The 26,441-nt window shown below is 69.3% G+C and carries 35 protein-coding genes and 3 pseudogenes; 25 read left to right on the top strand and 13 right to left on the bottom strand.

Annotated features, from left to right (window positions below; all coding sequences use genetic code 11):
- The first annotated feature begins 242 nt into the window (after window positions 1-242).
- Window positions 243-488, top strand: coding sequence for a hypothetical protein (locus AB5J53_RS40890; RefSeq protein WP_369250643.1), 246 nt, complete (start codon window positions 243-245; stop codon window positions 486-488).
- Between the two features lie 113 nt (window positions 489-601).
- On the opposite strand, the pseudogene AB5J53_RS40885 reads toward AB5J53_RS40890, so the two are convergent.
- Window positions 602-741: pseudogene (locus AB5J53_RS40885) on the bottom strand (Asp23/Gls24 family envelope stress response protein); the annotation flags it as partial.
- Between the two features lie 490 nt (window positions 742-1,231).
- Here AB5J53_RS40885 and AB5J53_RS40880 point away from each other — a divergent pair.
- The 4 genes from AB5J53_RS40880 (at window position 1,232) to AB5J53_RS40865 (ending at window position 3,873) form a co-directional block, all read left to right on the top strand.
- Window positions 1,232-1,657, top strand: coding sequence for an STAS domain-containing protein (locus AB5J53_RS40880; protein WP_369250642.1), 426 nt, complete (start codon window positions 1,232-1,234; stop codon window positions 1,655-1,657).
- Between the two features lie 131 nt (window positions 1,658-1,788).
- Window positions 1,789-2,319, top strand: a complete 531-nt coding sequence (locus AB5J53_RS40875) for a hypothetical protein (RefSeq protein WP_369250641.1) — start codon at window positions 1,789-1,791, stop codon at window positions 2,317-2,319.
- Window positions 2,316-3,077, top strand: a complete 762-nt coding sequence (locus AB5J53_RS40870; protein ID WP_369250640.1) for an ANTAR domain-containing protein — start codon at window positions 2,316-2,318, stop codon at window positions 3,075-3,077. The genes AB5J53_RS40875 and AB5J53_RS40870 overlap by 4 nt, the downstream gene beginning before the upstream one ends.
- 79 nt (window positions 3,078-3,156) lie before the next feature.
- Window positions 3,157-3,873 (top strand): GAF and ANTAR domain-containing protein, encoded by a 717-nt coding sequence (locus AB5J53_RS40865; protein ID WP_369250639.1) that lies wholly within the window; start codon window positions 3,157-3,159, stop codon window positions 3,871-3,873.
- A gap of 225 nt (window positions 3,874-4,098) precedes the next feature.
- Here AB5J53_RS40865 and AB5J53_RS40860 read toward each other — a convergent pair whose 3' ends face one another.
- Complete coding sequence (locus tag AB5J53_RS40860) at window positions 4,099-4,920, bottom strand: SigB/SigF/SigG family RNA polymerase sigma factor (RefSeq protein WP_369250638.1); 822 nt, start codon at window positions 4,918-4,920, stop codon at window positions 4,099-4,101.
- 368 nt (window positions 4,921-5,288) lie between these two features.
- On the opposite strand from AB5J53_RS40860, the gene AB5J53_RS40855 reads away from it, so the two are divergent.
- The 6 genes from AB5J53_RS40855 (at window position 5,289) to AB5J53_RS40830 (ending at window position 10,972) form a co-directional block, all read left to right on the top strand.
- A complete protein-coding gene (locus AB5J53_RS40855; RefSeq protein ID WP_369250637.1) occupies window positions 5,289-5,939 on the top strand; it encodes a hypothetical protein in 651 nt (216 codons plus the stop codon).
- 410 nt (window positions 5,940-6,349) lie between these two features.
- Window positions 6,350-7,540 carry a ferredoxin reductase gene (locus tag AB5J53_RS40850; RefSeq protein ID WP_369250636.1) on the top strand — a complete coding sequence of 397 codons (1,191 nt, stop codon included), beginning with the start codon at window positions 6,350-6,352 and terminating at the stop codon, window positions 7,538-7,540.
- Window positions 7,541-7,559: 19 nt separating this feature from the next.
- Entirely contained in the window at window positions 7,560-8,654 is a 1,095-nt protein-coding gene (locus tag AB5J53_RS40845; RefSeq protein WP_369250635.1) for a fatty acid desaturase, read from the top strand.
- A 227-nt stretch (window positions 8,655-8,881) separates the two neighbouring features.
- Window positions 8,882-9,241 carry a PRC-barrel domain containing protein gene (locus tag AB5J53_RS40840; RefSeq protein ID WP_369250634.1) on the top strand — a complete coding sequence of 120 codons (360 nt, stop codon included), beginning with the start codon at window positions 8,882-8,884 and terminating at the stop codon, window positions 9,239-9,241.
- A 33-nt stretch (window positions 9,242-9,274) separates the two neighbouring features.
- Entirely contained in the window at window positions 9,275-9,445 is a 171-nt protein-coding gene (locus AB5J53_RS40835) for a hypothetical protein (protein WP_369250633.1), read from the top strand.
- 906 nt (window positions 9,446-10,351) lie between these two features.
- The gene (locus AB5J53_RS40830; RefSeq protein WP_369250632.1) at window positions 10,352-10,972 is read left to right on the top strand and encodes a restriction endonuclease; all 621 of its coding nucleotides are present in this window, start codon (window positions 10,352-10,354) and stop codon (window positions 10,970-10,972) included.
- 55 nt (window positions 10,973-11,027) lie between these two features.
- Here AB5J53_RS40830 and AB5J53_RS40825 read toward each other — a convergent pair whose 3' ends face one another.
- Window positions 11,028-11,348, bottom strand: a complete 321-nt coding sequence (locus tag AB5J53_RS40825; RefSeq protein ID WP_369250631.1) for a three-helix bundle dimerization domain-containing protein — start codon at window positions 11,346-11,348, stop codon at window positions 11,028-11,030.
- Window positions 11,349-11,677: 329 nt separating this feature from the next.
- On the opposite strand from AB5J53_RS40825, the gene AB5J53_RS40820 reads away from it, so the two are divergent.
- The 4 genes and pseudogenes from AB5J53_RS40820 (at window position 11,678) to AB5J53_RS40805 (ending at window position 14,033) form a co-directional block, all read left to right on the top strand.
- Entirely contained in the window at window positions 11,678-12,118 is a 441-nt protein-coding gene (locus AB5J53_RS40820) for a DUF5994 family protein (protein ID WP_369250630.1), read from the top strand.
- Between the two features lie 5 nt (window positions 12,119-12,123).
- Window positions 12,124-12,393, top strand: a complete 270-nt coding sequence (locus AB5J53_RS40815; protein ID WP_369250629.1) for a hypothetical protein — start codon at window positions 12,124-12,126, stop codon at window positions 12,391-12,393.
- Between the two features lie 6 nt (window positions 12,394-12,399).
- A pseudogene (locus tag AB5J53_RS40810) lies at window positions 12,400-12,902 on the top strand (DUF5994 family protein).
- A 141-nt stretch (window positions 12,903-13,043) separates the two neighbouring features.
- The gene (locus AB5J53_RS40805; protein WP_369250628.1) at window positions 13,044-14,033 is read left to right on the top strand and encodes an SPFH domain-containing protein; all 990 of its coding nucleotides are present in this window, start codon (window positions 13,044-13,046) and stop codon (window positions 14,031-14,033) included.
- Here AB5J53_RS40805 and AB5J53_RS40800 read toward each other — a convergent pair.
- From AB5J53_RS40800 to AB5J53_RS40775, 6 genes are all read right to left on the bottom strand, one after another.
- Window positions 14,016-14,546 (bottom strand): STAS domain-containing protein, encoded by a 531-nt coding sequence (locus AB5J53_RS40800; protein WP_369250627.1) that lies wholly within the window; start codon window positions 14,544-14,546, stop codon window positions 14,016-14,018. The genes AB5J53_RS40805 and AB5J53_RS40800 overlap by 18 nt on opposite strands.
- A 201-nt stretch (window positions 14,547-14,747) precedes the next feature.
- Window positions 14,748-15,035, bottom strand: a complete 288-nt coding sequence (locus AB5J53_RS40795) for a hypothetical protein (RefSeq protein ID WP_369250626.1) — start codon at window positions 15,033-15,035, stop codon at window positions 14,748-14,750.
- Between the two features lie 197 nt (window positions 15,036-15,232).
- Window positions 15,233-15,592, bottom strand: coding sequence for an ANTAR domain-containing protein (locus tag AB5J53_RS40790; RefSeq protein ID WP_369250625.1), 360 nt, complete (start codon window positions 15,590-15,592; stop codon window positions 15,233-15,235).
- A gap of 40 nt (window positions 15,593-15,632) precedes the next feature.
- Window positions 15,633-15,989, bottom strand: a complete 357-nt coding sequence (locus AB5J53_RS40785) for a PRC-barrel domain-containing protein (RefSeq protein ID WP_369250624.1) — start codon at window positions 15,987-15,989, stop codon at window positions 15,633-15,635.
- Complete coding sequence (locus tag AB5J53_RS40780; protein ID WP_369250623.1) at window positions 15,986-16,390, bottom strand: ANTAR domain-containing protein; 405 nt, start codon at window positions 16,388-16,390, stop codon at window positions 15,986-15,988. The genes AB5J53_RS40785 and AB5J53_RS40780 overlap by 4 nt, the downstream gene beginning before the upstream one ends.
- 84 nt (window positions 16,391-16,474) lie before the next feature.
- A complete protein-coding gene (locus tag AB5J53_RS40775) occupies window positions 16,475-16,762 on the bottom strand; it encodes a hypothetical protein (protein ID WP_369250622.1) in 288 nt (95 codons plus the stop codon).
- 390 nt (window positions 16,763-17,152) lie between these two features.
- Between AB5J53_RS40775 and AB5J53_RS40770 the strand changes: the two genes are divergently transcribed.
- From AB5J53_RS40770 to AB5J53_RS40750, 5 genes are all read left to right on the top strand, one after another.
- Window positions 17,153-17,365, top strand: coding sequence for a hypothetical protein (locus AB5J53_RS40770; protein WP_369250621.1), 213 nt, complete (start codon window positions 17,153-17,155; stop codon window positions 17,363-17,365).
- Window positions 17,366-17,482: 117 nt separating this feature from the next.
- The gene (locus tag AB5J53_RS40765; protein WP_369250620.1) at window positions 17,483-17,647 is read left to right on the top strand and encodes a hydrophobic protein; all 165 of its coding nucleotides are present in this window, start codon (window positions 17,483-17,485) and stop codon (window positions 17,645-17,647) included.
- A gap of 47 nt (window positions 17,648-17,694) precedes the next feature.
- Window positions 17,695-17,868 carry a CsbD family protein gene (locus AB5J53_RS40760; RefSeq protein ID WP_369250619.1) on the top strand — a complete coding sequence of 58 codons (174 nt, stop codon included), beginning with the start codon at window positions 17,695-17,697 and terminating at the stop codon, window positions 17,866-17,868.
- A gap of 129 nt (window positions 17,869-17,997) precedes the next feature.
- On the top strand, window positions 17,998-18,621 hold the full coding sequence (locus AB5J53_RS40755; protein WP_369250618.1) for a hypothetical protein: 624 nt from the start codon (window positions 17,998-18,000) through the stop codon (window positions 18,619-18,621).
- A complete protein-coding gene (locus AB5J53_RS40750) occupies window positions 18,621-19,058 on the top strand; it encodes a hypothetical protein (protein ID WP_369250617.1) in 438 nt (145 codons plus the stop codon). The genes AB5J53_RS40755 and AB5J53_RS40750 overlap by 1 nt, the downstream gene beginning before the upstream one ends.
- A 110-nt stretch (window positions 19,059-19,168) precedes the next feature.
- Here AB5J53_RS40750 and AB5J53_RS40745 read toward each other — a convergent pair whose 3' ends face one another.
- Window positions 19,169-19,954, bottom strand: coding sequence for a hypothetical protein (locus AB5J53_RS40745; RefSeq protein WP_369250616.1), 786 nt, complete (start codon window positions 19,952-19,954; stop codon window positions 19,169-19,171).
- 646 nt (window positions 19,955-20,600) lie between these two features.
- Between AB5J53_RS40745 and AB5J53_RS40740 the strand changes: the two genes are divergently transcribed.
- From AB5J53_RS40740 to AB5J53_RS40725, 4 genes and pseudogenes are all read left to right on the top strand, one after another.
- A complete protein-coding gene (locus tag AB5J53_RS40740) occupies window positions 20,601-20,921 on the top strand; it encodes a hypothetical protein (protein WP_369250615.1) in 321 nt (106 codons plus the stop codon).
- Window positions 20,918-21,763, top strand: a complete 846-nt coding sequence (locus AB5J53_RS40735; RefSeq protein ID WP_369250614.1) for an ANTAR domain-containing protein — start codon at window positions 20,918-20,920, stop codon at window positions 21,761-21,763. The genes AB5J53_RS40740 and AB5J53_RS40735 overlap by 4 nt, the downstream gene beginning before the upstream one ends.
- A 31-nt stretch (window positions 21,764-21,794) precedes the next feature.
- Window positions 21,795-22,520 carry a GAF and ANTAR domain-containing protein gene (locus AB5J53_RS40730; protein WP_369250613.1) on the top strand — a complete coding sequence of 242 codons (726 nt, stop codon included), beginning with the start codon at window positions 21,795-21,797 and terminating at the stop codon, window positions 22,518-22,520.
- 27 nt (window positions 22,521-22,547) lie between these two features.
- A pseudogene (locus AB5J53_RS40725) lies at window positions 22,548-22,745 on the top strand (hypothetical protein); the annotation flags it as partial.
- Between the two features lie 724 nt (window positions 22,746-23,469).
- Here AB5J53_RS40725 and AB5J53_RS40720 read toward each other — a convergent pair.
- Window positions 23,470-23,604 (bottom strand): hypothetical protein, encoded by a 135-nt coding sequence (locus AB5J53_RS40720; RefSeq protein WP_369250612.1) that lies wholly within the window; start codon window positions 23,602-23,604, stop codon window positions 23,470-23,472.
- A 517-nt stretch (window positions 23,605-24,121) separates the two neighbouring features.
- Complete coding sequence (locus AB5J53_RS40715) at window positions 24,122-24,835, bottom strand: transposase (protein ID WP_369250611.1); 714 nt, start codon at window positions 24,833-24,835, stop codon at window positions 24,122-24,124.
- Between the two features lie 487 nt (window positions 24,836-25,322).
- On the opposite strand from AB5J53_RS40715, the gene AB5J53_RS40710 reads away from it, so the two are divergent.
- Window positions 25,323-25,775 carry a hypothetical protein gene (locus AB5J53_RS40710; protein ID WP_369250610.1) on the top strand — a complete coding sequence of 151 codons (453 nt, stop codon included), beginning with the start codon at window positions 25,323-25,325 and terminating at the stop codon, window positions 25,773-25,775.
- A 92-nt stretch (window positions 25,776-25,867) separates the two neighbouring features.
- Here AB5J53_RS40710 and AB5J53_RS40705 read toward each other — a convergent pair whose 3' ends face one another.
- A complete protein-coding gene (locus AB5J53_RS40705; protein ID WP_369250609.1) occupies window positions 25,868-26,206 on the bottom strand; it encodes a MerR family transcriptional regulator in 339 nt (112 codons plus the stop codon).
- Between the last annotated feature and the right edge of the window lie 235 nt (window positions 26,207-26,441).

Below are 26,441 nucleotides of genomic sequence, written 5' to 3'. Positions count from 1 at the left end.
GCACCGACGCACACTTCCGCCTGACGGAAGCCGCCTTGCCGGGCCCATTGCGGAGGCGATCGGAGGCAGTCAGAGGAAAACACTCTGATTCGACCCCGTTCGACCCGGATCGCTCAGAGGCAGTCAGAGGCAGCAGCAACTGGCCTTCGTGGGGCCAGAGTCGGACGGTGTGGATCACGGGTGTCGACTCTGGCGAACCTGCGATTCGGCACGCTGCCCAACGCGCCGCGTACCGGGAGGCATTGGACCGGCTCGCGGAGCACCGCAGCAGGGCCTTGGTGATCACCCGCGACGGCCGCCAAGTCCTGGTCCCCGCGCCACATCCCGATGAGATCCCGTCCGTGTGGCACGCCCCCGACGGGTCTGTCTTCGATCCGGTCACCGGCCACGCGGTGCCCGACTGGCGCGTCGCTCCGGACGGTCGCCTGATCCTCATCACCCACGCCACCAGCGCACTTACGACGAGCCGGCCGCCGCCCATGCCGTAGCCCTCAGCGAATGGGAGTCCGCCGCATGAACCCACAACGCCCCTCAGACAAGAGCCTCGACGCCTCCGTTCCCGCCGCGCTCGACCTTGACGCCGTGCCCCGCGCTCGCGTGCCCGGTCGCGCACGGCGCCCAAAGTGCGAGTGAATCCGCCGCCCCGTGCGTTGGCTCCGGGGACTTCCCGTGCGGCAACCCGGCGATCTTCTCCACCACCCCGTCCGCGATGGCCGTCCGGCCGCGGGTCTCCAGCGGTTCCTCAGGTCCGGGCCGTGCGGCCCTGCAGAGTTGAACTGTTCGGCTCCGTCATGCGGAGCCACCTCCTCAGGTGGTGCACGGACCGTCCGTCGTGCCTGGACGGCCGTCGGTCACCGTGTTTCGCGCTGCCTGCCCAAGTACCGTGCAGGGCACCGGACATACCCGTGCGGCATCATGTCCTGGCATCGCCCCGGTACGAGGAGCGGACGGCTTCGGACCGCCCGTCGGACCGGGTTGCGGACTATGCTGCTGTACGGACGTCCCAGACCCCGGCGGCTTGTCGTTGCTCGAGACAGATGGCTTCGGGGAGCGGACTCTTCGTCCGGCACCAGGCGCATCCCTGGAGGGACTGGATGGGTCCGGTGTCCTGTCGGACCGGCCGTTGCTCTACCTCCGCCGAACGTACGCCCCTGCCGACAGGGCGCCATGGGCGCCGGGAATCCCGGCGTCAACGCGTCCCCTGCCGGATGGTCTTCCGAACCGAGGCGTCATGCCCCTCCCCCAGCTCACCGTCTACCGTCATGGCCGAAGGAAACGGGCACTGATCACCCTGGCCGGCGAGATCGACCTGGAATCGGCCCCGCTGGTGCACTCGGCACTGGCGCAGTGCCTGAGCGACGGCATCCGCACCATCGACGTCGACCTCACCCCTGTCGCCTTCTGCGACTGCAGCGGCCTCAACGCCTTCCTCCACGCCGCGCAGAAGGCCGCAGAAGCCGGCGGGACCCTGCGACTGCACCACCCGCCACCGACGCTGGGCCTGATACTCGACCTCACCGGCTCCGGGTCCCTACTCCTCGGCGTTCCGTCCGGGCATCTGTCACCTCCTCCCGGGGGTGTCCCGGCCCCGACCGCCCAAACCCCACCGCACCGGACACTTCCGCTTGCCTCTGTGCTCTCGGGTGATGCGCGGTGACGGTCCGGTCGGGGCGGGGACAGCCACGAAAGCCCCGTGGCAGCGAGTCGTCCACCATGGACGCGGTCCGGTTGCGTCGGGTGAACCGCCGGCAGGCGCACGGTCTGAGCGGGCAGCTGACGGATCTGTACATGGACTCCCGTGAGACGTCACCTCCTGAGGCGTACCGCCGTCCCAGCCGCCGGCACTTCCTGAACCGTCTCACCGCCGACATCCGGCGGCCGGGCTTCGCCATGGTGATCGCAGAGACGGACGGCCTCGTGGGATGCGCTTTCGGCTTCCCAGTGTGCAGCCACGGCTTCTGGTGGCTCGGGTTCGACGGGGCACTCCCGCGCGGCATCGAGCAACTCATAGCGTCCAGCGGCGTCTTCGCGATCACCGACCTCCTGGTCCGCCCTCATCCGCAGGACCAGGAGGTGGCCCGCCGGCTGCAGGAGCGGCTGCTGGCCGACCAGCAGGCGTCTCTCGGCGCCACCCTGGTGGACGGGGCCGATCACCCCACCCTCGCCGCGCTCCGTTCCTGGGGATGGCTGGACGTGGGAGAGATCTGGAAGCCGATCACCGCCAGGCTGCTCCGGGTGCTGGTCCTTCCGGTCGGGGAGCGAACCGCGGCGCGGCTGGAGGAACTTGCTCACGATGCCTGGACGCGGTGGCCCGGATGACGTCCGCCGGCCGGTCGGCCCGCATCCAGACGCTGGTCGCGGAGCAGGCTGCGCGACGCGGTGCCCGGGTCGGTGTGGTGGATGTGTGCACCGCGGCCGTGGCCGCGCTGCCGGTCGGCGGGGCCGGGCTGTCGGCGATGTCCCGGACTGCGGCGAGCCATCCGCTGTGCAGCACCGACGACATCAGCGAGCAGTTGGAGGAGTTGCAGCTCACGCTGGGCGAGGGGCCCTGCGTGGATGCCTTCCTGCACGGCTCGGCCGTCCTGACACCCGATCTGCTGACCGGTGTGCTGCAGGACCGCTGGGCCGTGTTCGCGGATGCGGCCCTGGAAACCGGGGCACGCTCGGTCTTCGCGTTCCCCCTGCAGATGGGGGCGATCAGCCCGGGAGTCCTGGACCTGTACGCCGACGTGCCGACCGTGCTGGATGCAGAGGAGCTGGCCGACGCACTGGCGTTCGCCGATCTCGCGACGCTGCTCCTGCTCGACGCCCGGATCGACGAGACGGGCGCGCCGGCTGGCGGGCCGTCGCCGGACCGCGGCTTCGAGGACCTCGGCGGATACCGGGCGGAGATCGACCAGGCCACCGGCATCCTCACCGTCCAGCTCGGCGTCGGCATCGACGAGGCCTTCGTACGGCTGCGCGCCCACGCCTACATGCAGGGCCCCCCGCTCTCGGACGTGGCCGCCGATGTGGTGGCCCACCGGCTCCGCTTCTCCCCGTGTGCGGAGCCGGACCAGGCCGACGAGGAAACCTGACGCACCGGCGCCGACCGACGAACCATCTGGACTTCCCGCCCCCCTTTCGGTGGGAATAGTCTCTATCGAGGGTGACACGATGAATCAGCGGCTCCTGGCCAAGACCTTCGTCGAGCTGGCGGACAACCTGGTCGCCGACTTCGACCTGATCGACTTCCTGCGGCTGCTCACCGACCGCTGCGTGGCGATGCTCGGCGCCAGTGCGGCCGGAGTGCTGCTCGCGGACCACGACGGCGAACTCCGCGTCATGGCCGCCTCCGACGAACAGGTACGCCTGCTGGAACTCTTCCAGCTCCAGAACGATGAAGGCCCCTGTCTGGAGTGCTTCCGCACCGGCACACCGGTGATCGTCCCCGACCTGACCCAGGAGGTCGACCGCTGGCCGCGCTTCGTCACAGCGGCCCACCGCAGCGGGTTCGGGGCGGTCCAGGCACTGCCCATGCGCCTGCGGGACGAGGTCGTCGGCGCCCTCAACCTCTTCCGCGCCGCCCCCGGCCCCTTCGACCCGGCAGGCACACTCATCGCCCAGGCCCTGGCCGACGTCGCCACCATCAGCCTCCTGCAACAACGCTCCACCCACCGCAGCACGATCCTCAACGAGCAACTGCAGACCGCGCTGAACAGCCGCGTACTGATCGAGCAGGCCAAAGGCAAACTCGCCGAACGCCAGAGCATCGACATGGAACAGGCCTTCACCACCCTGCGCAGTTACGCCCGTGCGCACAACCGACGCCTGTCCGATGTGGCCCGCGCCTTCATCGACGACTCCGAGCCCCTCCTCGGACTGGGGTCCTGACCCCACTCCGCGCCACAGCCGGCGCGCCACCGACCGCGGCCCCTGCGCCGGGGTTCGCGGTCCGGCCGGCCTCGTTTCCGACTCGGGGGCTGGGAGCCTGCTTGGAAAGACCTGCTCGTACCGGACCCGGTCGCAGTCCCGTCTTCCCCGCGTGAAGCCTGGAGCAGGTACACGTGGAGCGGGACAGGGCCGTTCGCGGGCGCCGCCCGTGCACCCGGGGCGTCGTCACGCGGCCCTCCTCCGAATACGAGGGTCGGCCATCACCTGGTCGTGCAGGCGGGTACAGGTGCGGGTGATCAGACGGGAGACGTGCATCTGGGAGACGCCGAGCTGCAAACCGATGCGGGCCTGCGTCATCTCGCAGAAAAACCTCATGTACAGGATCTGCCGTTCGCGTTCCGGCAGTGCCCGCAGCAGGGGTCGGAGCGCCTCACGGTTGACGACCCGGTCGAAGCCGGGCTCCATCACACCGAGAGTGTCGGTCAGCGGGTAGGTGTCCGCGGAGTGGCCGGGCATGGCGTCCATGGACAGGGCGGTGAAGCTCTCCAGCGCGCCCTGGCCCAGCCGTACCTCCGCCTTGGTCAGGCCGGTGTGCGCGGCGAGCTCGGGGACGGACGGTTCACGACCGCCCGTCGTGGAGCTGATCTCATTTCCGGCGGCCCGGACCCGGCCGCGCAGATCCTGTACGCGCCGCGGCACATGCACGATCCAGAGTTCGTCACGGAAGTGCCGCTTCACCTCGCCGAGGATCGTCGGTATGGCAAAGCTCGGGAAGGCGGTGCCAAGACTCGGGTCGAAGCGGGACACCGCCTTGACCAGGCCCAGTTGGGCGACCTGCTTGAGGTCTTCGAAGGTCTCGCCGCGATGGCGGAAGCGACGTGCGAGCCGTACGGCCATCGGCATCCAGGCGCACACCACCTCCTGGCGCAGCGCGGACCTCTCCAGGCCGTCCGGCAGGGTAGCGATACGGCGGAACGCCGCGTCGGTGTCCGGGGTGTCGTCGTAGGTGCGTGTGCTTCGTGGGCTCTGCGTGCGTTCGGCCGGCATGGACATATGTCTCCCTGATCGGTGGCGTCGCTCACCGTGGGAGCCGGCAGACCGCAGCGCACAGGGGAGCAGCGACAGCTGCTCCCACGGGCGTGCCTCCGGTCCGAAGCACACCGGACGGCTTCCCGGGCAGCCCGCGTTCAAACAGGGTTTCCGCCGTCCGGCTACGCTGCCCACGGATGGTTCCGGCCAGCGCGTTCACCGTTCGTCCATCGGCGCCCAGTGGCCCCGTGCCCCCAACGGGCCCCGCCGGGGCACCGATCCGGGGCTACGCTGGTGTACAGACGTCCCGGACCCCGGCGCCGCACCGCCCATCGGCCACGATGGCACTCCCGCACATCTGCCGGTCTCCTGAACCGAGGCGCCCCATGCGCACCCCACGGCAACCGCACGAACCCGAAGGCTCGGAGCGTCTCAACCTGGACACGGTGCGGCTGCGCCGGCTGAACCGCTGGCAGGCCGAGGGCCTGCGGGAGGACCTGGCGGATCTGTACGTGGAGTCCTCCGCTGCCGAGCCCGGCGAGGAGTTCCACGACCGGCAGAAGTTCCTGCGCCGTCTGGCGGACGACGTGAAACTGCCGGGATTCGACATGCTGGTCGCCGAGGCGGAGGCCCTGACAGGGTGCGTCTGCGGCTTCTCCGTGCCGCGCGACGGCTCCTGGTGGCAGGGGTTCGACGGGCCACTGCCGCAGAATCTGGAGCAACTGACCGCGTCCGGACACGTCTTCGCGATCCTGGAAACCGTCGTCCATCCGCATCAGCACGCCCGTGGGCTCGCCCGTCGGCTCCAGGAGCGCCTGCTCACCGACCATCAGGCTTCGCTCGGCGTCACGTTGGTGGATCAGTCCGCCGTTTCGGCCTGTGCCGTCTTCAAGGACTGGGGCTGGCAGGACGTGGGTCGGATCGAGCGCCTGCCCGGCCCGACGACCTTCCGCGTACTGGTTCTTCCTCTTGGCGAGCGCACGAAGGAACATCCGGACGGCCTCGCCCACAACGACCGGACCCAACGGCCCGGATAGCCGCCCGCATTGGCCGGAACCGGCGTGTGAGGAGTCGTGGAGGTGACCGGATCGCCGCCCTGGCTGCCTGTCCGGATGCGGGATTCGGCCATGGTGCCACGGACGGGCACGGAATCCGTACGCCCTTGCTTCCGAGGTCCTTCCGCGTGCGCCGGGCGGGATCACCCGTGTCGCTCGGCGCGTGTGAAGGGAGGGGTGTGTGGGGTGGCGGAATCTGGTCCAACGTCCGCCACGGGCCGTGTCGTTGTGGTTCTCTGGCGGGACGCCGGCTGCGGCCCGCCACCCGGGGGCCCGACGCGCGTGACCGAGGTGATCCCGAGTACGTGGTGCGGGGATGCGCTCGATGAGATGACGTGCCCGACGCGCCCTGCCCCCGCGTGTGCCCTGTGGTGAGAGAAGGGTTCCCTCCCATGCCGGTTCTGCGCGCACCGACCCCGTCCATGCCGTCGGCCCGCTCGCTCGCCGCTCTCCTCGGCTTTGCCGACCGGCTCGCCGAATGGGGCAGCGGCCGTGTGCCGACGGTGGCGGGCCGGATCGCCAGTGCTCTCGTGAACCCGCTTGCGAGTCCCCTCGCTCCGGACGACTACTTCGGCCTGATCGACCCGCTGCTGTCCGCCCGCCATCCCGCGGGCCGGGTGGTCGCCGTGCGGCCGGAGTGCGCCGGGGCGGCCACGCTGGAGATCCGTCCCGGCCGCGGCTGGGCGGGGCACCGCGCCGGGCAGTACCTGCCGGTGGGGGTGGAGATCGACGGCGTACGGCACTGGCGTACGTACTCGATCACCTCACCCCCCGAGGCGCCGGGCCGAACGCTGACGATCACGGTCAAGGCGGAACCCGGCGGCCGGGTCTCCCCGCACCTCGTGCACCGCACGCGTTGCGGCACGGTGCTCCGACTCGGCCCCGCGCAGGGCGAGTTCACGCTGCCGGAGGATCCGCTGCCGCCGAGGATGCTGATGGTGACGGCGGGCAGCGGCATCACCCCGGTGGCGGGGATGCTGCGGACCCTCGCGGGCCGCCGCTTCTCCGGGCCCGCCCCCGACGTCGTACTCCTGCACAGCGCACCCGGTCCGGACGAGTTCCTCTTCCGTGCCGAACTGGCAGGGCTGGCAGCCCGGTTGCCCTGGCTGAGCGTCCACGCGCGGTACACCCGTACCGCGGGCCGGCTGGTCCCGGAGCACATGGGCGTGCTCTGCCCGGACTGGTACGACCGGGAGACCTGGGCCTGCGGTCCGGACGGGCTGCTCGACGCAATGTCCCGGCACTGGGCGGCGGCCGGGGCCGGTGAGCGTCTGCGCGTGGAGCGTTTCCGGCTGACGCCCGTGCTGCCGCAGGACTCCGACGCGCCGGGCGGCCGGGTCCGGTTCGAGCACAGCGGCGTCGAGGCCGACGCGTCCGCGGGCGTGCCTCTTCTGGAGACCGGGGAGGCGGCCGGTGTGGTGATGCCGTACGGCTGCCGCCGGGGGATCTGCTTCGGCTGCCTCGTCCCGCTGGTCCACGGCCGTGTCCGCGATCTGCGGACCGGTGAACTGCACGGCGAACCGGGCGAGTTGATCCAGACCTGCGTCAATGGTGCGGCAGGTCCGCTCGCCCTCGCTCTCTAGGCCCCTCGAGGAGCCTGCAATGTCCACAACTGCCGTACCAGTCACCCCTCTTGAGTCGCCCGAAGATCACACGGAGTTGCTCGGCGAGGAGCTCGACCGGATCCGAGCCGAGATCGTCGCGGCGCGCGGCGCGCAGGACGCCCGCTACATCCGTACGGTGATCGCCGCGCAGCGCGGCCTGGAGACCGGCGGCCGCGCCGCCCTCGCCGTATCCCTCTTTCCGCCCGCCTGGCTCGCGGGCACCGCGATGCTGACCACCGCCAAGATCCTGGAGAACATGGAGCTGGGCCACAACATCCTGCACGGCCAGTGGGACTGGATGGGCGACCCGGCGATCCACTCCACCACCTGGGAGTGGGACTTCCTCACCCCCGCCGACGCCTGGAAGCACACCCACAACCACCTGCACCACACCTACACCAACGTCGTCGGTCTCGACCGGGATCTCGGCTACACCATCCTGCGCATGAGCCCGGACCAGCCCTGGCATCCGGTCCACCTCCTCCAGCCGCTGTACACCGCTCTGCTCGCCCCCGTCTTCGAGTGGGGCATCGCCCTCTACGACCTGGAGGCGGACGCCCTGCCGTCAGGGCGCAAGAGCGCGCGGGCCTTTCTCGGCGACCTGGCTGGCCTGGCCCGCAAGGCCGTGCGCCAGGCGGCCAAGGACTACGTCCTCTTCCCGCTTCTCGCGGGCCCGTCCGCGCTGCCCTGCCTGGTCGGCAACGTCACCGCGAACGGGCTTCGCAACATCTGGGCGCACACCGTGATCTTCTGCGGCCACTTCCCGGGCGACGTCCAGACCTTCTCGTACGAGGAGGAGCAACTGGAGGGCGAGACCCGCGGCCAGTGGTACCTGCGCCAGATCCAAGGCTCGGCGAACATCGAGGGCGGTTACCTCCTCCACATACTCACCGGCAACCTGAGCCACCAGATCGAACACCACGTCTTCCCCGACCTGCCCAGCAACCGCTACTCCGAACTCGCGCCACGGGTACGCGAGATCTGCGCCCGGCACGGGATCACGTACGTGAGCGGGTCGCTGTGGCGCCAGTACGTGTCCATGTGGGGCCGCGTCCTGCGTCACTCGGTGCCGGATGGATCACGGGAGCCGTAGGAGAGCGTGGTTGAGGCGACGCCAGGGAGAAGCGCAAGCCGTACCAGCCGCAGTAACTACATGGATCGTGGGTTGGCTCACTCTCACGTGCAGCCGCCCTGAAGGGCGACTCCGGCGTGTTTGCGCCGGAGTCGTTGTCACAGCCGCACCGGCGGTTCCGGCCAGGCGGCGACCTTCCAAGGGGCCCGGCCCGCGTCGACGGGTGTCCCGCTCAGGAGGGACGGCGCATGATCAAGGCAGCCGACATCCGCGCGTGGTGCACCCATGACGTCGTCGACCCGAAGGGGCACAAGATCGGCGTGGTCGAAGCGGTCTACGGGGGCACCACCACCGACGAACCAGCCCGCGGTCACCGTACGGACCGGGCTCCCGACTCTCACCGGCGCCTGGTCTTCGTGCCCCTCGACGACGCACTCCCGGGGCCGGGTTACGTGAAGATCTCCTACGCCAGGAGCCTGGTGAGGAGGGCTCTTTCGATCGGCACGGACGACATCCTGGCCGCCGAGCAGGAGGAAGCGATCTTCCAGCACTACGGCATGACGTACTCAGCCGGGCGCGAACGGCGAACAGAACTCGCACGCCGCTGAGCGGCGGCACGGTCCACGGGAGGTGTACGAGTCGTGGCGATCTTCCTCCTGCTCGCCCTCGTTGCCGTCGTCCTGGGAATCATCGGCGCGACAGCCGGAGGTCTGGGCTATCTGCTGATCATCGGCATCGTGGTTCTCGTGGCCGATGTTGCCGTAGCCGCCGTGCGGCTGACCCGGCGCGCTCGGCGGCGTCCTCTCCGCTGAGGTCGGGCCCTGGCCGGGAGCACTCTGGAATTACCGAGAACACTTCGTACAGGGGCTTTCCCGCTCGTGTCGCTCTCGGCGAGTCACAACGCCGGGCCGGTGCAGGCCGGCCCGGGGCAGGGTCCGCGTCATGACCGCAACCATGTTCGACAAGCCTGCGGTCGTTGACCACGAGCCACAGCGATCGCATCGCGGCTCTGCCCGCACGCACGGTGAGGAGCGGACTGCGGCGGTTCCGGTCGTGGCGTCACACCGGAGACGAGTGACGGCTCCGGCCGGCGCCAGGCATCGTCGGTGCGTCCGGAACGCACCGTCACGCGCGCTTCTCGGCCGACTTCGGGTATCTCCTTCCGGACGGCGTTTGCGACTCCCTCCCGATCAGCGCAACTGCATCAACAGCATCTCGCTGAGGCTGACGTCCGACGAGAGCTGGGGCGGAACGGAATCTGGCCGCCGTCCGAGTCCCGCTCGGATTCGCACCACCGTCGAGGGCCCACCCGATGGGAACGCGTGTGCCCTGGGGTACGCGACGGGCGGGGTGCGAGTGTTCGGCGCGGCCGAATAGGGCGCTCGCTCTCAGCGGGCCGAATAATCTGACCTAGTGTCAAGAATGTCCGCGCCGAGGCCTGTTGTCCGGTCGGAGCGGCCGCGCAAGAGCGCCGAGGAGGACACGGTGCCTTGGACCGATCCGTACGTGAGGAACGACGGAACACACGTCCGGGGAGCCGATCGCTGTGCTCCGAGAGCCCGGCACGAGGTGACGATTACGACTCCGGTTCCGGGCGGCTGCGGTCGCGTCGCTGTCAACGAAGGGTAGTGGTGAGTCGCCGGCCGCCGGTGCGCCGGACTCGAAAGTCTCCGAAGCGTGCCCCGACCCCGACGAGGCCCGGAGGGCCTCGGCCGTTGGTGCTCGCCACAGCGGCTGCCGCGGGCGTCGGGCTCTGCGTCGCCGTGGGCCAGTGGCTGCTGGGCAACTGGTGGCTGTTCGCCGTGCTCGCCGCCATCGTGGGCGGGGCCGGCGGTCTCTGGCTCACGCAGTGGGCGGTGAGTGCTCGCTGGGAGCGGGTGCACGTGCGGCGGCTGCGATACCGGCTCCCCCAGCTCGACGGGCTCCACCACGAGGACTTCGAGTTCGCGGTACGGGACCTGATGCATCGTGACGGCTGTGCGGACGCCGTACAGGTGGGCGGGGCCGGAGACAACGGCGCAGACGTCACAGCGACCGATCCGCTCGGCAGGCGCTGGGTGATTCAGTGCAAGCACCGGCAGGACGGGGCCTCGGGATCGCCGGTCGGCACCCCGGATCTGCATGTGCTCAACGGCACCGGCCGCCAGCTGCACGGCGGGGACGTGGTGGTTCTGGTGACGAACGGACGCTTCACCGCGGGGTGTGCGCCGCTCGCGAAGTCCCAGAAGCTGCATCTGGTCGACCGCGGAACGCTGGGCGAGTGGGCGGGAGGCCCACGACCGCTGTGGGAGCTGCTCCAGAAGCTGCCCCCACCGGGTAGGCGGTCGGCGTTGTCCTGAGAACCCGCTCCGGAGCGGGCCCGTGTGCCCAGTGTTCCTTGAACGGCAGCGGTGTCTAGGCCGAGCGGGTCAGGGCGATGCGAATCCTTCGCAGGGCCGTGGTGGCGGAGTGGCCTCGTGTCCCGTCGGACTCCTCGCGAAGGGGAACCGTGGGATCGGGGCGTCGGACGAGTTGTCGTAGCTTGGTACGGCTGTTGTGCTCGACGAGGATCGGCACGTAGTTGGCGATACGAGCGTTGCTGAGCGGCTGGTAGCAGTCCTGCACGACATCCCGCACGACTGCGGCCGTCAGCAGGTCGGCGTAGGAGGCCGTCAGATGGTCTGTGAGCTTCTGAAGGGTGTCGGGTAACGCGGTCTCGGCCGTGTTCGCGCCCATGGCGCGCTCCTCACTGTCACAGACGGCCGACCGCGGCAGCCGATCGGTATCCGGGTGCTCGGCGTCGGCCCGTCCACTTCCCACAGTCGCACGGATCGCGTCCGTGGAACGGCCCGCCGGATCTGTTCATCAACTCGCCATCTCGGATCGGTGGACTCAGGTAACGGGTCCCGGGTCACCGCGACTGCTGGGCACAGTCCGTACGGCCAGCCGGAGGAGTACCCTGGTGTTACCGAGGGTATTTCGCGCACCGGCCTCCATGCCTGTGTCGTTTTCGGCGATTGAACACGCCGGGCCGGTTGCGGCCGCTCCGGAGCAGGGTTCGCATCATGACTGCGACCGTTTCGTACACGCCGATTCTCGAACACCGGCCCTCCTCGCCATCTCTCCGCATGTCGCCGGCCCTCACCGGTTCGGCACCGGCTCCGCTGGATGGCTCCTGGTGGCCCCGCTCCCGGGATCTGGGGGCGGAACTTCCCTCATTGACTGCCGTGCTCGATCCGCAGACGACTCCCGTCTCGGCGGTCTGGCTGATGGCCGCCGCGAGCGACCCACTGCGCACGTCGACCACGGGCCGGCTGATGGAGGAGGCGGCGCGTCTGCGCACCGTGTCGGAGACCGACTGGGCCGTGCAGGCCGTCTGGGACGCCGAAGGAGGCCATGAGGCCCGTGATCCGTTCGCACGTCCGCGGATACCGGCAGTCACTGCTCCGGTACTCGGCATCACACCGGTCGCTCTTGCGATACCGAATCCGGCACGGGGGATGTGAGGGCCATGGAGACCTTTGTGACCGTGGTCGTGCTCCTGGCGATGGTCGCTGTGGGCGTGCTCCTGATCCATCTGCTCAACAACCAGCACGACGAGCGCATCACCGCTTTCCCCTACGGCCGCTCCCGGCCGGCTGTTCGAGGTCCGGCGCCACCGGCCCCGCGGAAGGTTCGCGGTCGTGCCGGAGCGAGCGGCACCGGCGATCGCCGCGACCACCGCGACGGGGGACGCGGACGGCTCCGGCCACGGGGCCGGGCCCGCACCGGAGAGAAGTGAGTCGCCATGCTCCCCGCCATACACCCCGTCAGGCTCCTGGCAGACACCAGCAGTGAGCCGGTGCTCCCCGGCACCTCGATCCTGCGGATGGAGACGACGCCCCATCGCACGGGGACGTTCGACGGCGCGTGGTGGCCGAGGACGCGCGACCTCGAGAGCCAGCTCTCCGGCCTGCTCCTCGCGTTGACGGCGCGACTGGGCGCCCCATCGCCCCCGTCGGTCTCGACGCGAGCGGGAGGGACAGGACACCGGGCCATCTGGTCGTCGAGGGACATACGGTCCACATCGACTGGTCCGCCGTCGGGAACAGCACGATGATCGTCACCCGGGGCGACCAGGACCACTTCCTGTTCCTGATGATTCCTCCGGAGACGGCCCCCTCGCCCGCACGCGCCGCGATGGCCATGGCAGTACAGGACGACAACGCCGTCTCGACCGAGCGGATTCTGGCCACCACTGGCATCACCCGGGCCGACCGGACCGACGTACCAAAGAGTTCTCCCGGCTGAGCCGGGCCGACGTAGCAGATCAACAGCAGCCCGGGACCCCGGCCGCCGCACCACGGACAACAGGCCGGGGTCCTCCCGTGCCGTGTGTTTCCCGGACCGCTCGGGTTCGGGGACACCATCGACGCAAGGAATGTGAGAACCATGGGTGTTCTGATCACTGTGCTGGTTCTGTTGGCTGCGGTCGGGCTGGTCCTGCTCGCCCTGAGCCTGCGCAGCGTCCAGCAGTACGAGATGGGCGTGGTGTTCCGCTTCGGGCGGCTGCTGCCGGACATCCGCGGGCCCGGCCTGCGCGTCATCCGGCCGATCGGGGACCGGATGCAGAAGGTGTCCGTCCAGACCGAGGTCCTCGGCATCCCGCCGCAGGGATCCATCACCGCCGACAACGTGACGCTCACCGTGGACGCGGTCGTCTACTTCCGGGTCATCGACCCGGTCAAGGCCCTGGTGAACGTCCGCAACTACCCCAGCGCCGTCTCCCAGATCGCCCAGACCTCGCTGCGCGCGGTCATCGGCAGGGCGGATCTGGACACGCTTCTCTCCGACCGCGACCACATCAACGCGGAGCTCAAGAAGGTGATGGACGCTCCCACCGAGGAACCCTGGGGACTGCGCATCGAACGCGTGGAGATCAAGGACATCGCCCTTCCGGAGTCGATGATGCGCTCCATGTCCAAGCAGGCCGAGGCCGAACGTGAGCGCCGGGCCCGGGTCATCGCCGCCGACGGTGAGTTCCAGGCGTCCCAGCGGCTGAGCGACGCCGCGGCGACCATGGCCGACACCCCCGGAGCACTCCAACTGCGCCTGCTGCAGACCGTGGTGGACGTCTCCGCCGAGAAGAACAGCACCCTGGTCATGCCGTTCCCGGTGGAGATGCTCCGCTTCTTCGAGCACCAGAGCCGGGAAACCGACGGCGAGTCCGCGCGCCGGAGCAGCGCGCGCCCCGCGCTCCCCGAACTCCCGGAACTGATCACCCCTGCCCCGCCCACCGCGCGCGCCGTCTCGCTGAGCGGAGAACGGGTCGGCTCCGGCGGTGAACGCATCGGCAGCCGTGCGGCAGTGGCGCGGGAACGGCGGGACAACTGGCCGGCACAGGCGGACTCCGAATCCGACGCGTCACGTGCCCACGGCTGATCCCCGCCCGGTCCCGGGCAGTCGTCGGGTGAGCGCGAAGCTCCATGGCGGCGAGTCGTCCACCGGTCGTCCGTGTGTCTGGGCCGCTGTCCGGAGCCCCGGGGCGGGCGCCTCGGCCGCCGCGATTCCGACGGCCGTGCCGGCATCGGGAAGGACCCGGAGGAGCCGGATCAGCCCGCTGTCGCTCAGCGCCTCGGCGACGGCGCGGCTCGGGGCGGCAAGGCGCAGGCCACCGCCGGAGAGGTGGACCTTGCGTGCCGTGGCGACGAGCAGCCCGAGGCCCAGGGTGTCGCAGGAGGTGACGCCCGACAGGTAGAGGGTCAACTGCCTTCCGGGGCTGTGACATGCGCCCAGAAGACGCGCGCGCAGTCCCGGAACGGTGGCGAGAGTGAGACCGCCGCTGACGACGACCGTCTCGCAGTCCTCCGGTATATCAGCGACCACAGGCCGCCGGCCCGGAGCTCGGGGAGCTTCTGCGGGGATGAGGGGAGTTGCGGTACCTGCAGACACCATGGGCCTCCTCGGGGTGGAACGTCACGCTGCCGGGGGCTGGGGCTGGGTACCGCGTCTGTGCCTGGCAGTTCAGTGCCGTCCGCGCCTCGTGGACAGTCGATGCCACGTTCAGGCTCCGGCACGTGGGCATCGAGGGCGACGGGCCACGGGCGGCCCGTTCCGCCCCGATGTTCTACGCGCGGCTGCGCGTCGGCGGAGGGGCTAAGTCCGGTTGACCCGGCCGGCCACCGCGTGACCGATCAGCAGGTAGACGACGGCGGGCAGACCGTAGTTGACCACGGTGCGCCAGTTGTCCGAGTGGATGGTGAACAGGTTGTGCGACCAGCCCGAGAGCCAGTTCGCCGCGTCGTGTACCCAGGAGACCGCGCTGTTGGCGGTGTTGGCGTCGAACAGGTAGAAGGCGATCCACAGGATCAGGATCAGTGCCGCGATGTCCGCGATGATGGAGATGACCGTCCCCGCGGGGCTTCCGCCGTAGCGTCTGGACATGTCCAACGACTAGCCCTGAAAGCAGAGTTGAAACCATATCGCCCCCATCGTCCGTGGCATGGCGAGGAGAGGAAGCAGGCCGGTGTTCGAGTTCCACGAGGTGGGCTAGCCAAAGGGCGTCCGACGGCCGTCCTGGACGAAGGCACCGGAGGGTTGAGCTCACAGCTCCCGGTGCCGTCCGCCGGGCGCGCACTCCGTCACCGCCGGTCCGCCGCGTGAAGGCGCCGCAGCCCCCGGCGCAGCTCCCGCCGTAGCTGTTCCGGGAGCGCCTCGTCCTTCGTCGTGGCGACCAGAGCAGCGGCCACGTCCCGGAGCTTGACATTGCAGTGCTGCGACACGTCCACCAGCAGGTCCCAGGCCCGCTCACTGGAACACGGCGCCAGGGCCATCACCATGCCGCGCGCCTGGTCGATCACCGCACGACTTGCCAGCGCCTTTCCCAACTGCTCAATTTCGGCCCGCAGTTCGAGGATCTCGACGGCCAACGCCGCGTCCCTCGTCGAAGTGACAGCCGTCAACAGCCACTGTTCTTCGCGGGGCGTGGTCACCTGGTGCATCGTGCGTACCTCACAACGCGGTCATCCTTTCCATGATCGGTCAGCGGCGCGCCAGTTGCCGTTCGCCGGCCGCACCGGGCCGGTAGGCAAGTCCGTAGTGCTTGAAGATCGCTTCCTCCTGCTCGGCCGGCAGCACGTCGTCGGTGCCGATCGAAGGAGCCTGCCTCACCAGTGCTTTGGCATAGCCGACCCTGAGATAGTCCGGCCCGGCTATCGCGTCCGCCAAGGGGACGAAGACCAGCCGGTGCCGCGTGGGCAGCCCGGTGCGAACCGTGGCCATGGCCGGCTCATCTGTGGCGGTGTCCACATACACCGCCTCGAGGACACCGATCTTGTGCGACTGCGCGTCCACGACGTCGCGGTCACGCCACTCTCGGACATCAGCTGCGTGAATCATGACCTTCCCCTTCCGGACAGATCGTCCTCCGCTGGTGAGTCGCACCCTCGGTCTTCCGCGTAGAGCCGCCGCAACGCACGCCGCAACCCCCGCCGCATCAGGCGCGAGAGCGGCTCGCCCTCCCAGGTGGCCACCAGAGCCGCGGCCACGTCCGGAAGTTCGGTCTTGCACTGCCGCGAGATGTCCACCAGCAGGTTCTTGGCCGGCCCGCGGCGGCAGGGGGCCAGGATCATCACCATGCCGCAGGCCTGGTCGACGACCGCACGGGCGGCCAGCGCCCGCCGCAGCTGATCGATCTCGGCGCGCAGCGCCACGACATCCTGCCCCACCGGGTCCTCCTCCACCGAGGCCTCGGCCCTCAGTCCCCACCAGTCCTTCGGAAGCATGGCTGTGCGATGCACGGCATCCACCTCTCCACGATCTTCGCGTGCCCGGTGTGACGAAAAGCCGCCCGGGAATCTCTGGATGCCAGGCAGGTTCACCGGTCACCCGCGGCGTTCATGGTCCCGCCGGTCCTCGCGCCTCCAGCGCGCCCGGTGCTGACGGCTGTAGCGGCGGTCCCAGCGGTCCTGACGGTCCCGGCGCTCCTGGTAGCCCCGGTAATCCTGATGGTCCCCGAGATCGGACCCGTCGCCCCGGATCCGGCCTCCCCCGCGATCACGACCGTAGCGGGTGGCACCGAGGAGCAACACGGCCGGGGCCACCCACCAGAGGGGATTGAGAAAGCCGAGGCCGAACAGGACGACGATCAGGACGAGAAGCAGAACGAACACGGCGGGCCTCCCCGGAGCGGAACAACGCATCACTGCCGGGGGCCGGGGCCTGTTCGAACAGCCTAGCCCTCCCCAGAGGTTGTGGATAGTGACCCATGTCCGCGGCGTCCGACGGAACCGGTCGAAAGCGGATGGCCACTTGACATCTGTCCGGGGAGTGCGTCGGGGGCTAGCGTGCGTGGTACAGCCCGAGCCCCCGGCAGCGTCGATCACCTCTCGCGCTCCTTCGAGGGCGCACCTCGCGCATCAGTGCCGGAACCCGTCCCGTCACCAACGGGCGACTCCCGCACCCGCCATCGCCACTCGATCCTGGCGCGGCATCGATGCGCCCCGTGCGGGCACCCTGCTGCTGCCCGCCGCGTCGCACTCATCCCACCGCAGGCGGTACGCATGTACGCGCTGATCGTTCCGGCTTCGACCCCCTTCGTCCTGCTCGCCACCGTGCTGGGCCTGTCCTGGTGGGAGGACCGCATCCTGCCGGCGCCACCGGCCGAGCCGGTCGAAGCTCCCGCCGAGGCTCCGTTTGCCCCAGCGGCCTCTGCCCAGCTCGCAGAACTCCCCCATGTCGACACTGCGTTGACAAGGGAAGTTGCCAGGCGTTGACTGACAGCACGGCGTAGGGGCATGCCACTCCGGATCACTCGGGCGACGCATTCCGCCTTCCCGCTTCGCCCGGACCCCGCGGAAGTCAGGAAATTCCCGCGATCCGGAGGCCCGGCAATGATCCTGTGGATGCTTCTCCTTCTGCTGATCCTGGTGGTGTTCGGGTTCGGCTTCACCATGCAGGCCCTTTGGTGGGTGGCCGCCGTACTCCTGGTCGTCTGGCTCGCCGGCTTCGCGATGCGCGGGCGCGGCGGGGGCAGGCGCCGGTACAGCCGCAGGTAGTCCGCTCCGAGACTCGATCCCGCCCGCAAACCAGTAGGAGGCCGGCCATGAGCGTCGGACAGACGATCAAGCACAAGACGCAGGCACTGAGAGGCCTGGTCACCGAACGCATCGGCCGGACCACCCGCAACAGGCGACTACAGCGGAGCGGTAGGACCGACCAGGTCTCCGGAAACCTGAAGCAGTCGGGCGACAACGCCAAGGACGGCTTCAAGCTGTGACAGAAGGGCCCCGGGCCGTTCCTGCACCGTGCGAACACCACCCGGCAGGCCTCAACGCTCAATGAGCCGACAGGAATTGACGGCAATGAAGCAGACCAACGCGCGAACCGATTGTCAGAGAAGGCGGCCATGTTCACCGTCGTGATCATCGCTGTGATCGTCATCGGTCTGGCCGCCCTCCTCTATCTCGGAGGTGGACGAATGCAAGGCGGTGGCGGGCACGGGCTGAAGCGGCGCTTCGGCCCCCAGTACGACCGTGCCGTCGCCGACCACGACGGCGACACCAAGGCTGCCGAGCAGGAACTCGGTGAGCGTGTGAGGGTGCACGGCTCCCTCGCGGAGCTGTCGTTGTCGCCCGAGGTCCGCGAGCACTACGTGACTCAATGGGCCACCATCCAGGAGCAGTTCGTCGAATCACCGCAGAAGGCCGTCATCGAGGCGGATGCGCTGCTGGCGCGCCTGGCAGGGGACCGCGGCTTCCCCGACTGCGAGCAGTTCGACGACCAGATCGCCGCCCTCTCCGTCCACCATTCCCACCATGTCCAGGGCTACCGCGCCATGCACGCGGCGGCCCGCGACCAGAGCGGCACCGAGGAAATGCGGGAGGCCATGGTCGAAGCCCGAGGCCTCTTCGAGGCGCTGGTCGGCGAACAGCCGGCCGACCCGGACCGGCGCGACGCGTCGTCCCGCGAGGACCAGGGGCACGCGCCGTGGCCACTGACCCGACGCCACGCGAAGGGAAGCAGCACGTGATGTCACACAACGCCGAATACGCACGGCAACCCCAGCCCGTGGCCGCGGATCCCGCGGTGCAGAGCGCCCCGCAGACACCCCGCACCGAACCCGCTCACGCGCCGCGCGAGCCCGGCACGAGCGCCGACAGCTCCGATCGCGAACTCGGCCCGGAACTGGTCCCACAGAGCGACCGGGACAAGTTCACCCTGCGTCTCCAGCAGGCCCTCGGCACCTTCGTCGACAGCCCACGCCAGGCGGTGGAAGAGGCCGACACCGTCCTCGACGAGGTCGTCACCCGGTTCACCGACACCCTCACAGAACGACGGCGCGTCCTGCGCACAGGCTGGCAGGACCCGGACACCAACGCGCAGACCGAGGAACTACGGCTCGCGCTCAGGTCGTACCGGGAGATCACAGAACGGCTGCTGCACATCGCAGCGCCTGCCAGTCAGTGACACTGCCCTCTGCGCAGGAAGCACAGCCGCCGCAGTCCGACCAGTGCGCACATCGCGCCGGTCGGACTGCGGCGGCTGTCTTGCGGAATGCCGACCGGCTCGTCACCGACTCAATGAGCGGTGACGTCGGAACTGCTCACGGCACCGCTGCTGGACGGCCCGGAGGACGCCGAAACCGTGGGACTGGAGCTGGGACTGTGACTCGGGCTGGGACCGGAAGCGGTGTCCGGCGCCGCGCTCGCGTCCGGCGAGGCGGAGCTGCCCGTCTGCGGCGCCGAGCCACTGGACGCACCCGGGGTGGGTGTCACGCTGTCCGCGGGACCACGGCTACCGGCCGAGCCACCGCCCACCGAGGTTCCCCTGCCCGGCTCGTTCCTGACCACGGCCGCCACCGGCTTGCCCGCGATCAGCTCCACCGCGGTCACCGTGACCATCGCCAGGGCGAACACCAGGCCCGTTGCCAGGGCGTACTTCTTCCAGCCGAGGGACCTCCTGAGGGATCCACCCCGATATGTGGTGACCGACTCGCCCTCGGAGGGCACGAAGGGCCGTAGCGCGTCGGCAACCGAAGCATCCTCGGGTAACCCGAACACCGCCCGGGCGTCCGCGCGGTGTTCCGCCCGCTCCTCGCCCGGCGTCCTCGGTACTCCCACCGACGGCATCCGGCTACGGACCCCCTCGCCCGTCCGCCGGAAAGCATGCGAGAAGACCGCTGCGCCGGTGGTCGCGCTGGCACTGACCACGGCGGCGCCGATGATCGTCCCGGTCACCCCCAGCAGGGACGCGAGCACCGCGCCCACCACCGTCGCGAGTGCGCTCGCCACCACCTGCACAGCAGTCAGGTCGAGCACCTTGCGCTTCGGCGCCCGTGCCTCTTCTTCTCTGCGAATCTCCATCTACGTCCCTTGATAGTTCCGGAGCCCGACGGTCATCGACGCCGCGGCCATCGGCATGATCGCGGACGGCGAGGAGCATGCCGAGCGACAACTCGCCGCCCACTCCCGCCGAGCGCGGGGGCGGGGGCGGGTGAGGCTCCTTCGGCGGCGCGGACGGTACACCGGGACGACTGCCCGGCTGACGGTGTTTCACCTGTGATCAGCGCCCCCGGCACGGCATCGGAGCCGCCAGGTCACCGCCGTGCGACCATCGCGGTGCCCCTCACCCGGACCAACCGTGGGACCGGTCTCAGGACTATGCTGCGTACGGACGTCCCAGACCCCGGCGGGCCACCACTGCTTGGTCCACATGCGCGCGGAGAGCGGATCACCCGTCCGCCCGTCCCGCGCATCCCCGAGGGAACCGGCTGGGTCCTACGCTCCGGAACATCGGCTGCTGGATCGGTCATTCACCTGCCTGCACGACAGATACGACCGTACCGGGAACCCGGCACGGTCTCGTGAACCGAGGCACCCTGCCCATGGGTATCCCACCCATCCTGAACGTCCACCGGCACGATACGGACAACCGGGCGCTGGTCAGCCTGACCGGTCAGATCAACCTGAAATCGGTGCCCTTGGCGCGCACATCACCTTCCTCCACGCCTTGCTGCACACCGCCGCGGCCGGAGGATCCTTGCAACTGCACTGTCCCAGCCCGGCGTTGGAACGCCTCGTCGCCCTCACCGGCTCCAACTCCCTCTTCCTCGCCCACCCGGATGCCTTCGCCGGGAGCCGGCTGCCCCCGTGGCCCTCTCCCGGGCGGTGTGCTGTGACGGCCCGGCCCTGGTGGCTGAGGTTCGACGGAGCACTCCCACTCGCCGTCGGCCGACTGACGGACACCGACATCGCCTTCAGCGGGATCCTGGTTCACTCGCACGCGCGGCAGCAGGAACGGCTGCTCGCCGAGCACCAGGCATCGCCATGATTCCCGGCAGCCGGTCGGCGCGGATCCAGGCTCTCGTGGCCGAGCAGGCGGCCCTGCGCGGCGCCCGGGTCGGCGTCCTCGACGTGTGCACGGCGGCAGTGGCGGCACTGCCGGTCGGCGGGGCTGGGATGTCCGCGATGTCCCGCGGGCGGGCGAGTCATCCGCTGTGCAGCACCGACTCCGTCAGTCAGCAGCTGGAAGAACTCCAGCTCACACTGGGCGAGGGACCGTGCGTGGACGCCCATGTCCTCGGCTCGACGGTCCTCTGCCCCGACCTGTTGGCCGGTGAACTCCAGCGGCATTGGACGGTGTTCGCCGACGCGGCCCTGGAAGCCGGAGCCAGAGCGGTCTTCGCCTTCCCCCTGCGGATCGGGACCGTCAGTCCCGGCGTACTCGACCTGTACTCCAGCGGCTCGGTCGAGCTGGACGCGGACGAGGTGGCCGACGCGATGGCCTTCGCCGACACCGCCACGTTGCTTCTGCTCGATGCCCGGGTCAGTGAGACAGGTGTCCTGTCCGACACCGGCAGGGCCGGCCCGAGCACGTCCGGTGCCGACCGGCCGGACACCGCGCCCTTCGACGACCTGGGCGGCTACCGCGCCGAGATCGACCAGGCCACCGGCATCCTCATGGTCCAGCTCGGCATCGGCTTCGAGGAAGCCTTCATCCGGCTGCGCGCCCACGCGTACGCCCGGGAGACACGGATCTCGGTGGTCGCCGCCGACGTGGTCGCTCATCGGCTCCGCCTCCCCCCGGACACGACTCCCGACATCCAACCGCTGGACGCACGCCCCACCGACGCACAACCGCCCGATGCGCGACCGCCCGACGAGGAGCCCTGATGCTCACGCCCCACGCACAGAGGTGCGCACGATGAAGGAACAGCTGATGGCCCGGACGTTTGTCGAGCTGGCGGACAGTCTCGTCGCCGACTTCGACCTCATGGACTTCCTGCGCCTGCTCACCGACCGCTGCGTCGACCTGCTCGACGCGAGCGCGGCGGGCGTCCTGCTCGCCGACCGTGACGGCGTGCTGCGCGTCATGGCCGCCTCCGACGAACGGGTGCGCCTCCTAGAACTCTTCCAGCTCCAGAACCACGAAGGCCCCTGCCTGGACTGCTTCCACACCGGAATCGCGGTCTCCGTCCATGACCTGCGCGACGAGGCCGCCCGCTGGCCCCTGTTCACCGCCCAGGCCCAGCGCAGCGGCTTCACCGCCGTACAGGCGCTGCCCATGCGGCTGCGCGACGAGGTCGTCGGCGCCCTCAACCTCTTCCACACCACCCCGGCGCCCATCAGTCCGGCAACCACGCCCTTCGCCCAGGCCCTCGCCGACGTCGCCACCATCAGCCTGCTACAACAACGCACCACCGAGCGCAGCACGCTCCTCAACGACCAGTTGCAGACAGCCCTCACCAGCCGCGTCCTGATCGAACAGGCAAAGGGAAAACTCGCCGAACGCCGCCACACGGACATGGAACAGGCCTTCACCGCCCTCAGGGCCTACGCCCGCTCCCACAACCGCCGCCTCTCGGACGTCGCCCGCGCCTTCATCGACGAAACCGAGTTCCTCCCCGACCTCAGCTCCCGAACTTCCTGAGCAGCGGTCTTGCAAGAAGGGTTCGTCATGCCACTCGGCCCTCGTCGCGAGACCTCCCGCGACACGCTCGACACTCCCACCGGCCTCGACCGTCTCGACGAGGAGGAACTGAGCGCGCTGGACGCCCACTGGCGGGCGGCGAACTACCTGGCCGTCGGGCAGATCTACCTCATGTCCAACCCCCTGCTGACCGAGCCCCTGGCACCTGAGCACGTCAAACCGCGACAGTAACCTGCTGCTTCTGCTGGAAGCCCGGGGATGGTCTGGGTCGCATGTCCGAGACCAAGATCCGGGCTATTCACGGACCATGTCGCCGCCCACCGCTGACAGCGGTCCCGTTTTCGCAGGTCAGCTCAGGTACGGCGCATGTACCACCATGAGACGATGAACCTGCTGGGCGCTTCACACACATGGCTTAACAAGACCTCTTGGCACCCCGGCATCCCTGGCAACACCTGCCATACCCGCGTAGCCGGCAGACCGTTTGACCAGCGACGCGTAGCCCTTGATCATTCATCAGGACGAGCGTCACAAGCGTTATTTCAGCATCAAGATTCCGCCCGTAGCACCCACACCGCACATAATGTGCACGCATAAGGCAGCAGGTCAAAGGACCTTATTCGCCGGTTCAAGGATCGCAACGCACTCCACACGATGAGTCATCGAAAGGATGTCATCCCGAGTCGAACCGGGGGAAACACCAGGTCAGAGGCATTCTGCGGGTCGTGCATCCACTGTGTCAGGCGCTCAGAGCGTCAAACGAGCGTCATGGCCGACGGCCTATCTCGCCTCGCCGAGTTGGTACACCCGGCGGTGCGCGCCTCTGCTGCTCGTGACCGGCCACTCCCGGCGGAACGCCGACACCGGCGCCGACCTCACCGACGCCTCCGCACCGTCGCGGACGGGCCCCACCACGCCTGGGCGATGGACTCTCCCCCGGGTGACCGCGTCACCGGGGCAGGCGCCTGCGGCGGCGGCCCATACGCAGGCCGAGCAGGACGAAGTCGGCGACCAAAACCACCACACCGTTGACCAAGAGTTGGAGCAGGCCCTTCGCCACCACTCCGATGATGCCGAGCACCATGGCCACAGTGACCAGCAGGCGAAGAATGACCTCCGTGTCACCTCACGGTGGGAGAAGTTGGTGGGGCACGTGCGGAGTCGCCGCTTCCCGCACACCTCCCAGTCCGAACCCGGTACCGGGGTCGGATCCCATGGCCGCATGAACTACGGCTGGACGTGGCGCACGCCGAAAGGTACAGCCCAAGCTCCGAAGCCCGGTGACATTCGGCGCCTCAGACTTGGTAGGGCGCCCCGGGAGGAGTTCCGCAGCATGGCTGCCTTGACTTCAGCAGAATCTACGACGCTGCCGATCGGCAGGCCCGCGGCAACAGCATCCGGCGCGTGCCCTAGCCGCTCTGACGATCAGCGGCGTCGTTTTCGCACGTGTCAGCGTGAACACGTTCGCAGGCCAACTTGCAGGCCGGAGGGACGGACGGCTTTCGCGAGTGGCGCGATGCTCTCGACGACGGCCGCCCGGCCCGTCGCGACCAGCGCGGCAACGCGTGTGACGAGCGGCGCGAGCCAGAACGTTGTCGCGGTCAGTAGGTGGCCAGGGAGATGGCGGTGTAGTGCGCGGTGAAGGCCGCCACGGTCAGCGCGTGGAAGACCTCGTGGAAGCCGAAAAGCGCCTCGACCTGTGGGCCGGGCCGGTAACCCGGTTCGTGCCGGTGAAGATGCTCCAGCAGTCGGCAGGCGTCGTCACCGGCGGTGAGGATCCTGGTCTTGGGCCGGGTGGGGTTCTTGCCCAGACGGACCGGCCGGCCGTAGCGGCGTCCCCAGTCCTCGTCGACCAGGCCGGTCAAGAGGTGCGAAGCGGTGCGGGCCACTTCTTCCAGCACGGCACGGACGGCCTCGGTGACCAGTTCCAGCCGGGTCAGGTCGCGCACTGCGGCCAGGACGTGGGTGGAGTCGGTGCGCTGCGTGGTGCGCTCGCGCACCAGCCCGGCCTCCTTGAGGCGGGCCAGCGCGAGGTCGAGGAGGCGGTCGGCGCGGTCGCCTTCGGCGAGACGGTTGCGGAAGTCGGCCAGCACGCTGTGATGGAAGCCGGGATCGTCCAGTTCCAGGGCCATGGCGTACTTGAAGTCCATGCGGCAGCGGACCGCTTCCGCTGCCTGCCGGTCCGACAGGCCGAGCAGGAACTGCAGCACGCAGACAGTCGCCAGCTGGGCGGGCGACAGACCCGGACGCCCATCACGCGGGTACCAGTCGGCGAAGTCCTCGTCGCACCACAGCTCGTCCAGCCGGTCTCTCACCCACATCGCAGTCGTACCGCCCGGGTTGCTCGCCCGCGCGTGCGCGGTCAGAGACGGGACTTGCTCACCGGAACGGGGATGGAGCGACAACGGACACCTCGACAACTGCAACGGTCTTCGAAACAGCCCCGAGCATGCCTGCTGATCATGCCGGCGCACCTGGAAACTCCAAGATCCCCGACAGAGTCAAGCTGAGACCTCACCCGGACAGCATGATGGGAGGCCGGTCCCGAACCCCAGGCCCAGTCGCCGAGCACGGGCTATTCCGCCAGCCCGGTGATCCGGTCGCCAATTGGGCCTGCCGAAGCCGAGTAGATCGGCTGGTCATGGGAACGATCAGGGCTCCCGAACGGGCATCTCCGCTCGCATACGCGAGAAGGATCGCCGATGCTTCCCGAGGCCCGCCCCCACGTATCCGCCCCCCTCGCGCACCAGCTGGAACACCGATTGGGCCTGGCTTCGCATCTCGAAGCAAGGCCATCTCGATGTGGAGCGCGTCGCAGTCGTCGCAGCTGCCCACTCCGATGGCTATGCGGCCACCGGCCATCTCCTCGGGCTGCTGGCCGCGCTGCCTGCCCCCACCAAGGCAGGAGAACGCTTTTGGTCGGACCTGTGGAGGTCGTCGGTCACCGCGTACCTGCTGCCCGTCAACATCAAGGCTCTGGTGCTGCGTTCGCTGGCAGGAGAGGGAACCGTCCTGGCCCGGCAGGTCCTCTCGGCCGTCGATGAGATGACCCCGCCCCAGCGCGTCGCTGCCGGGGAGGTGATCGGTCAGGCCCTCGTCGAGTCCGACCATCTGTCCGAGCTCAAAACACAGGTCATCGGAGAACTGTGGCTCCGAGATCTCGAGCTCACCGCCTGGCGCGTCCTGCCTGCAGACCGCAGGTCGGACGATCCGGCTGGACGGACGGCCTTCCTCGACGCCTGGACCAGCGTCTGAACGTCTGCTCCTGCAAGCTGCGTTTGCGTCCCGGGCAGCGTGCGTGAGCGGCAGCGACGAAGCTGCCGGGAAAGCCGCAGGTCCCAGCCGTCTCAGGACGCGGCTGTGGGATTCGTCGATTCGGCGGCGCGGCGGTATTCGGCGTCGATGCGCTTGGCTTCCTCAAGCTGGTCTTCGAGGATGACGATCCGGCAGGCGGCCTCGATCGGGGTCCCGCGGTCGACGAGCTCCCGGGCCCGGGCGGCGATGCGCAGTTGGTAGCGGGAGTAGCGGCGGTGCCCGCCCGCGGAGCGAAGCGGGGTGATCAGGCGGGCTTCGCCGATGGCGCGGAGGAAGCCCTGGGTGGTGCCGAGCATCTCGGCGGCCCGGCCCATGGTGTAGGCGGGATAGTCGTCGTCATCGAGACGGCCGAAGGTGTCGTCTGCTGTCATTGCACCTCTCTGTGGAACACGCTTTGGGGGCCCTGGTGTCGTACGACACCAGGGCCCCGAAGGAACTGCTACACCATCTGCCGACCCTGGTACTGCGCCGGCGTTCTGTTTCCGCTGACCCGACGGGAACGCTGTCGGGGGTGCGGGGATCGCGGTTGCTTGACCGGAGACCACCTCACTATCGATGTCCTGCGGTACCCGGGCTCAAGACTTCCGCCCGGGCGATCCTGATGGC

Source organism: Streptomyces sp. R41, assembly GCF_041053055.1.
Lineage (GTDB): Bacteria > Actinomycetota > Actinomycetes > Streptomycetales > Streptomycetaceae > Streptomyces.
The sequence above is the reverse complement of the archived record's forward strand: the minus strand, read 5'-3'. Positions and strand labels throughout refer to the sequence as shown.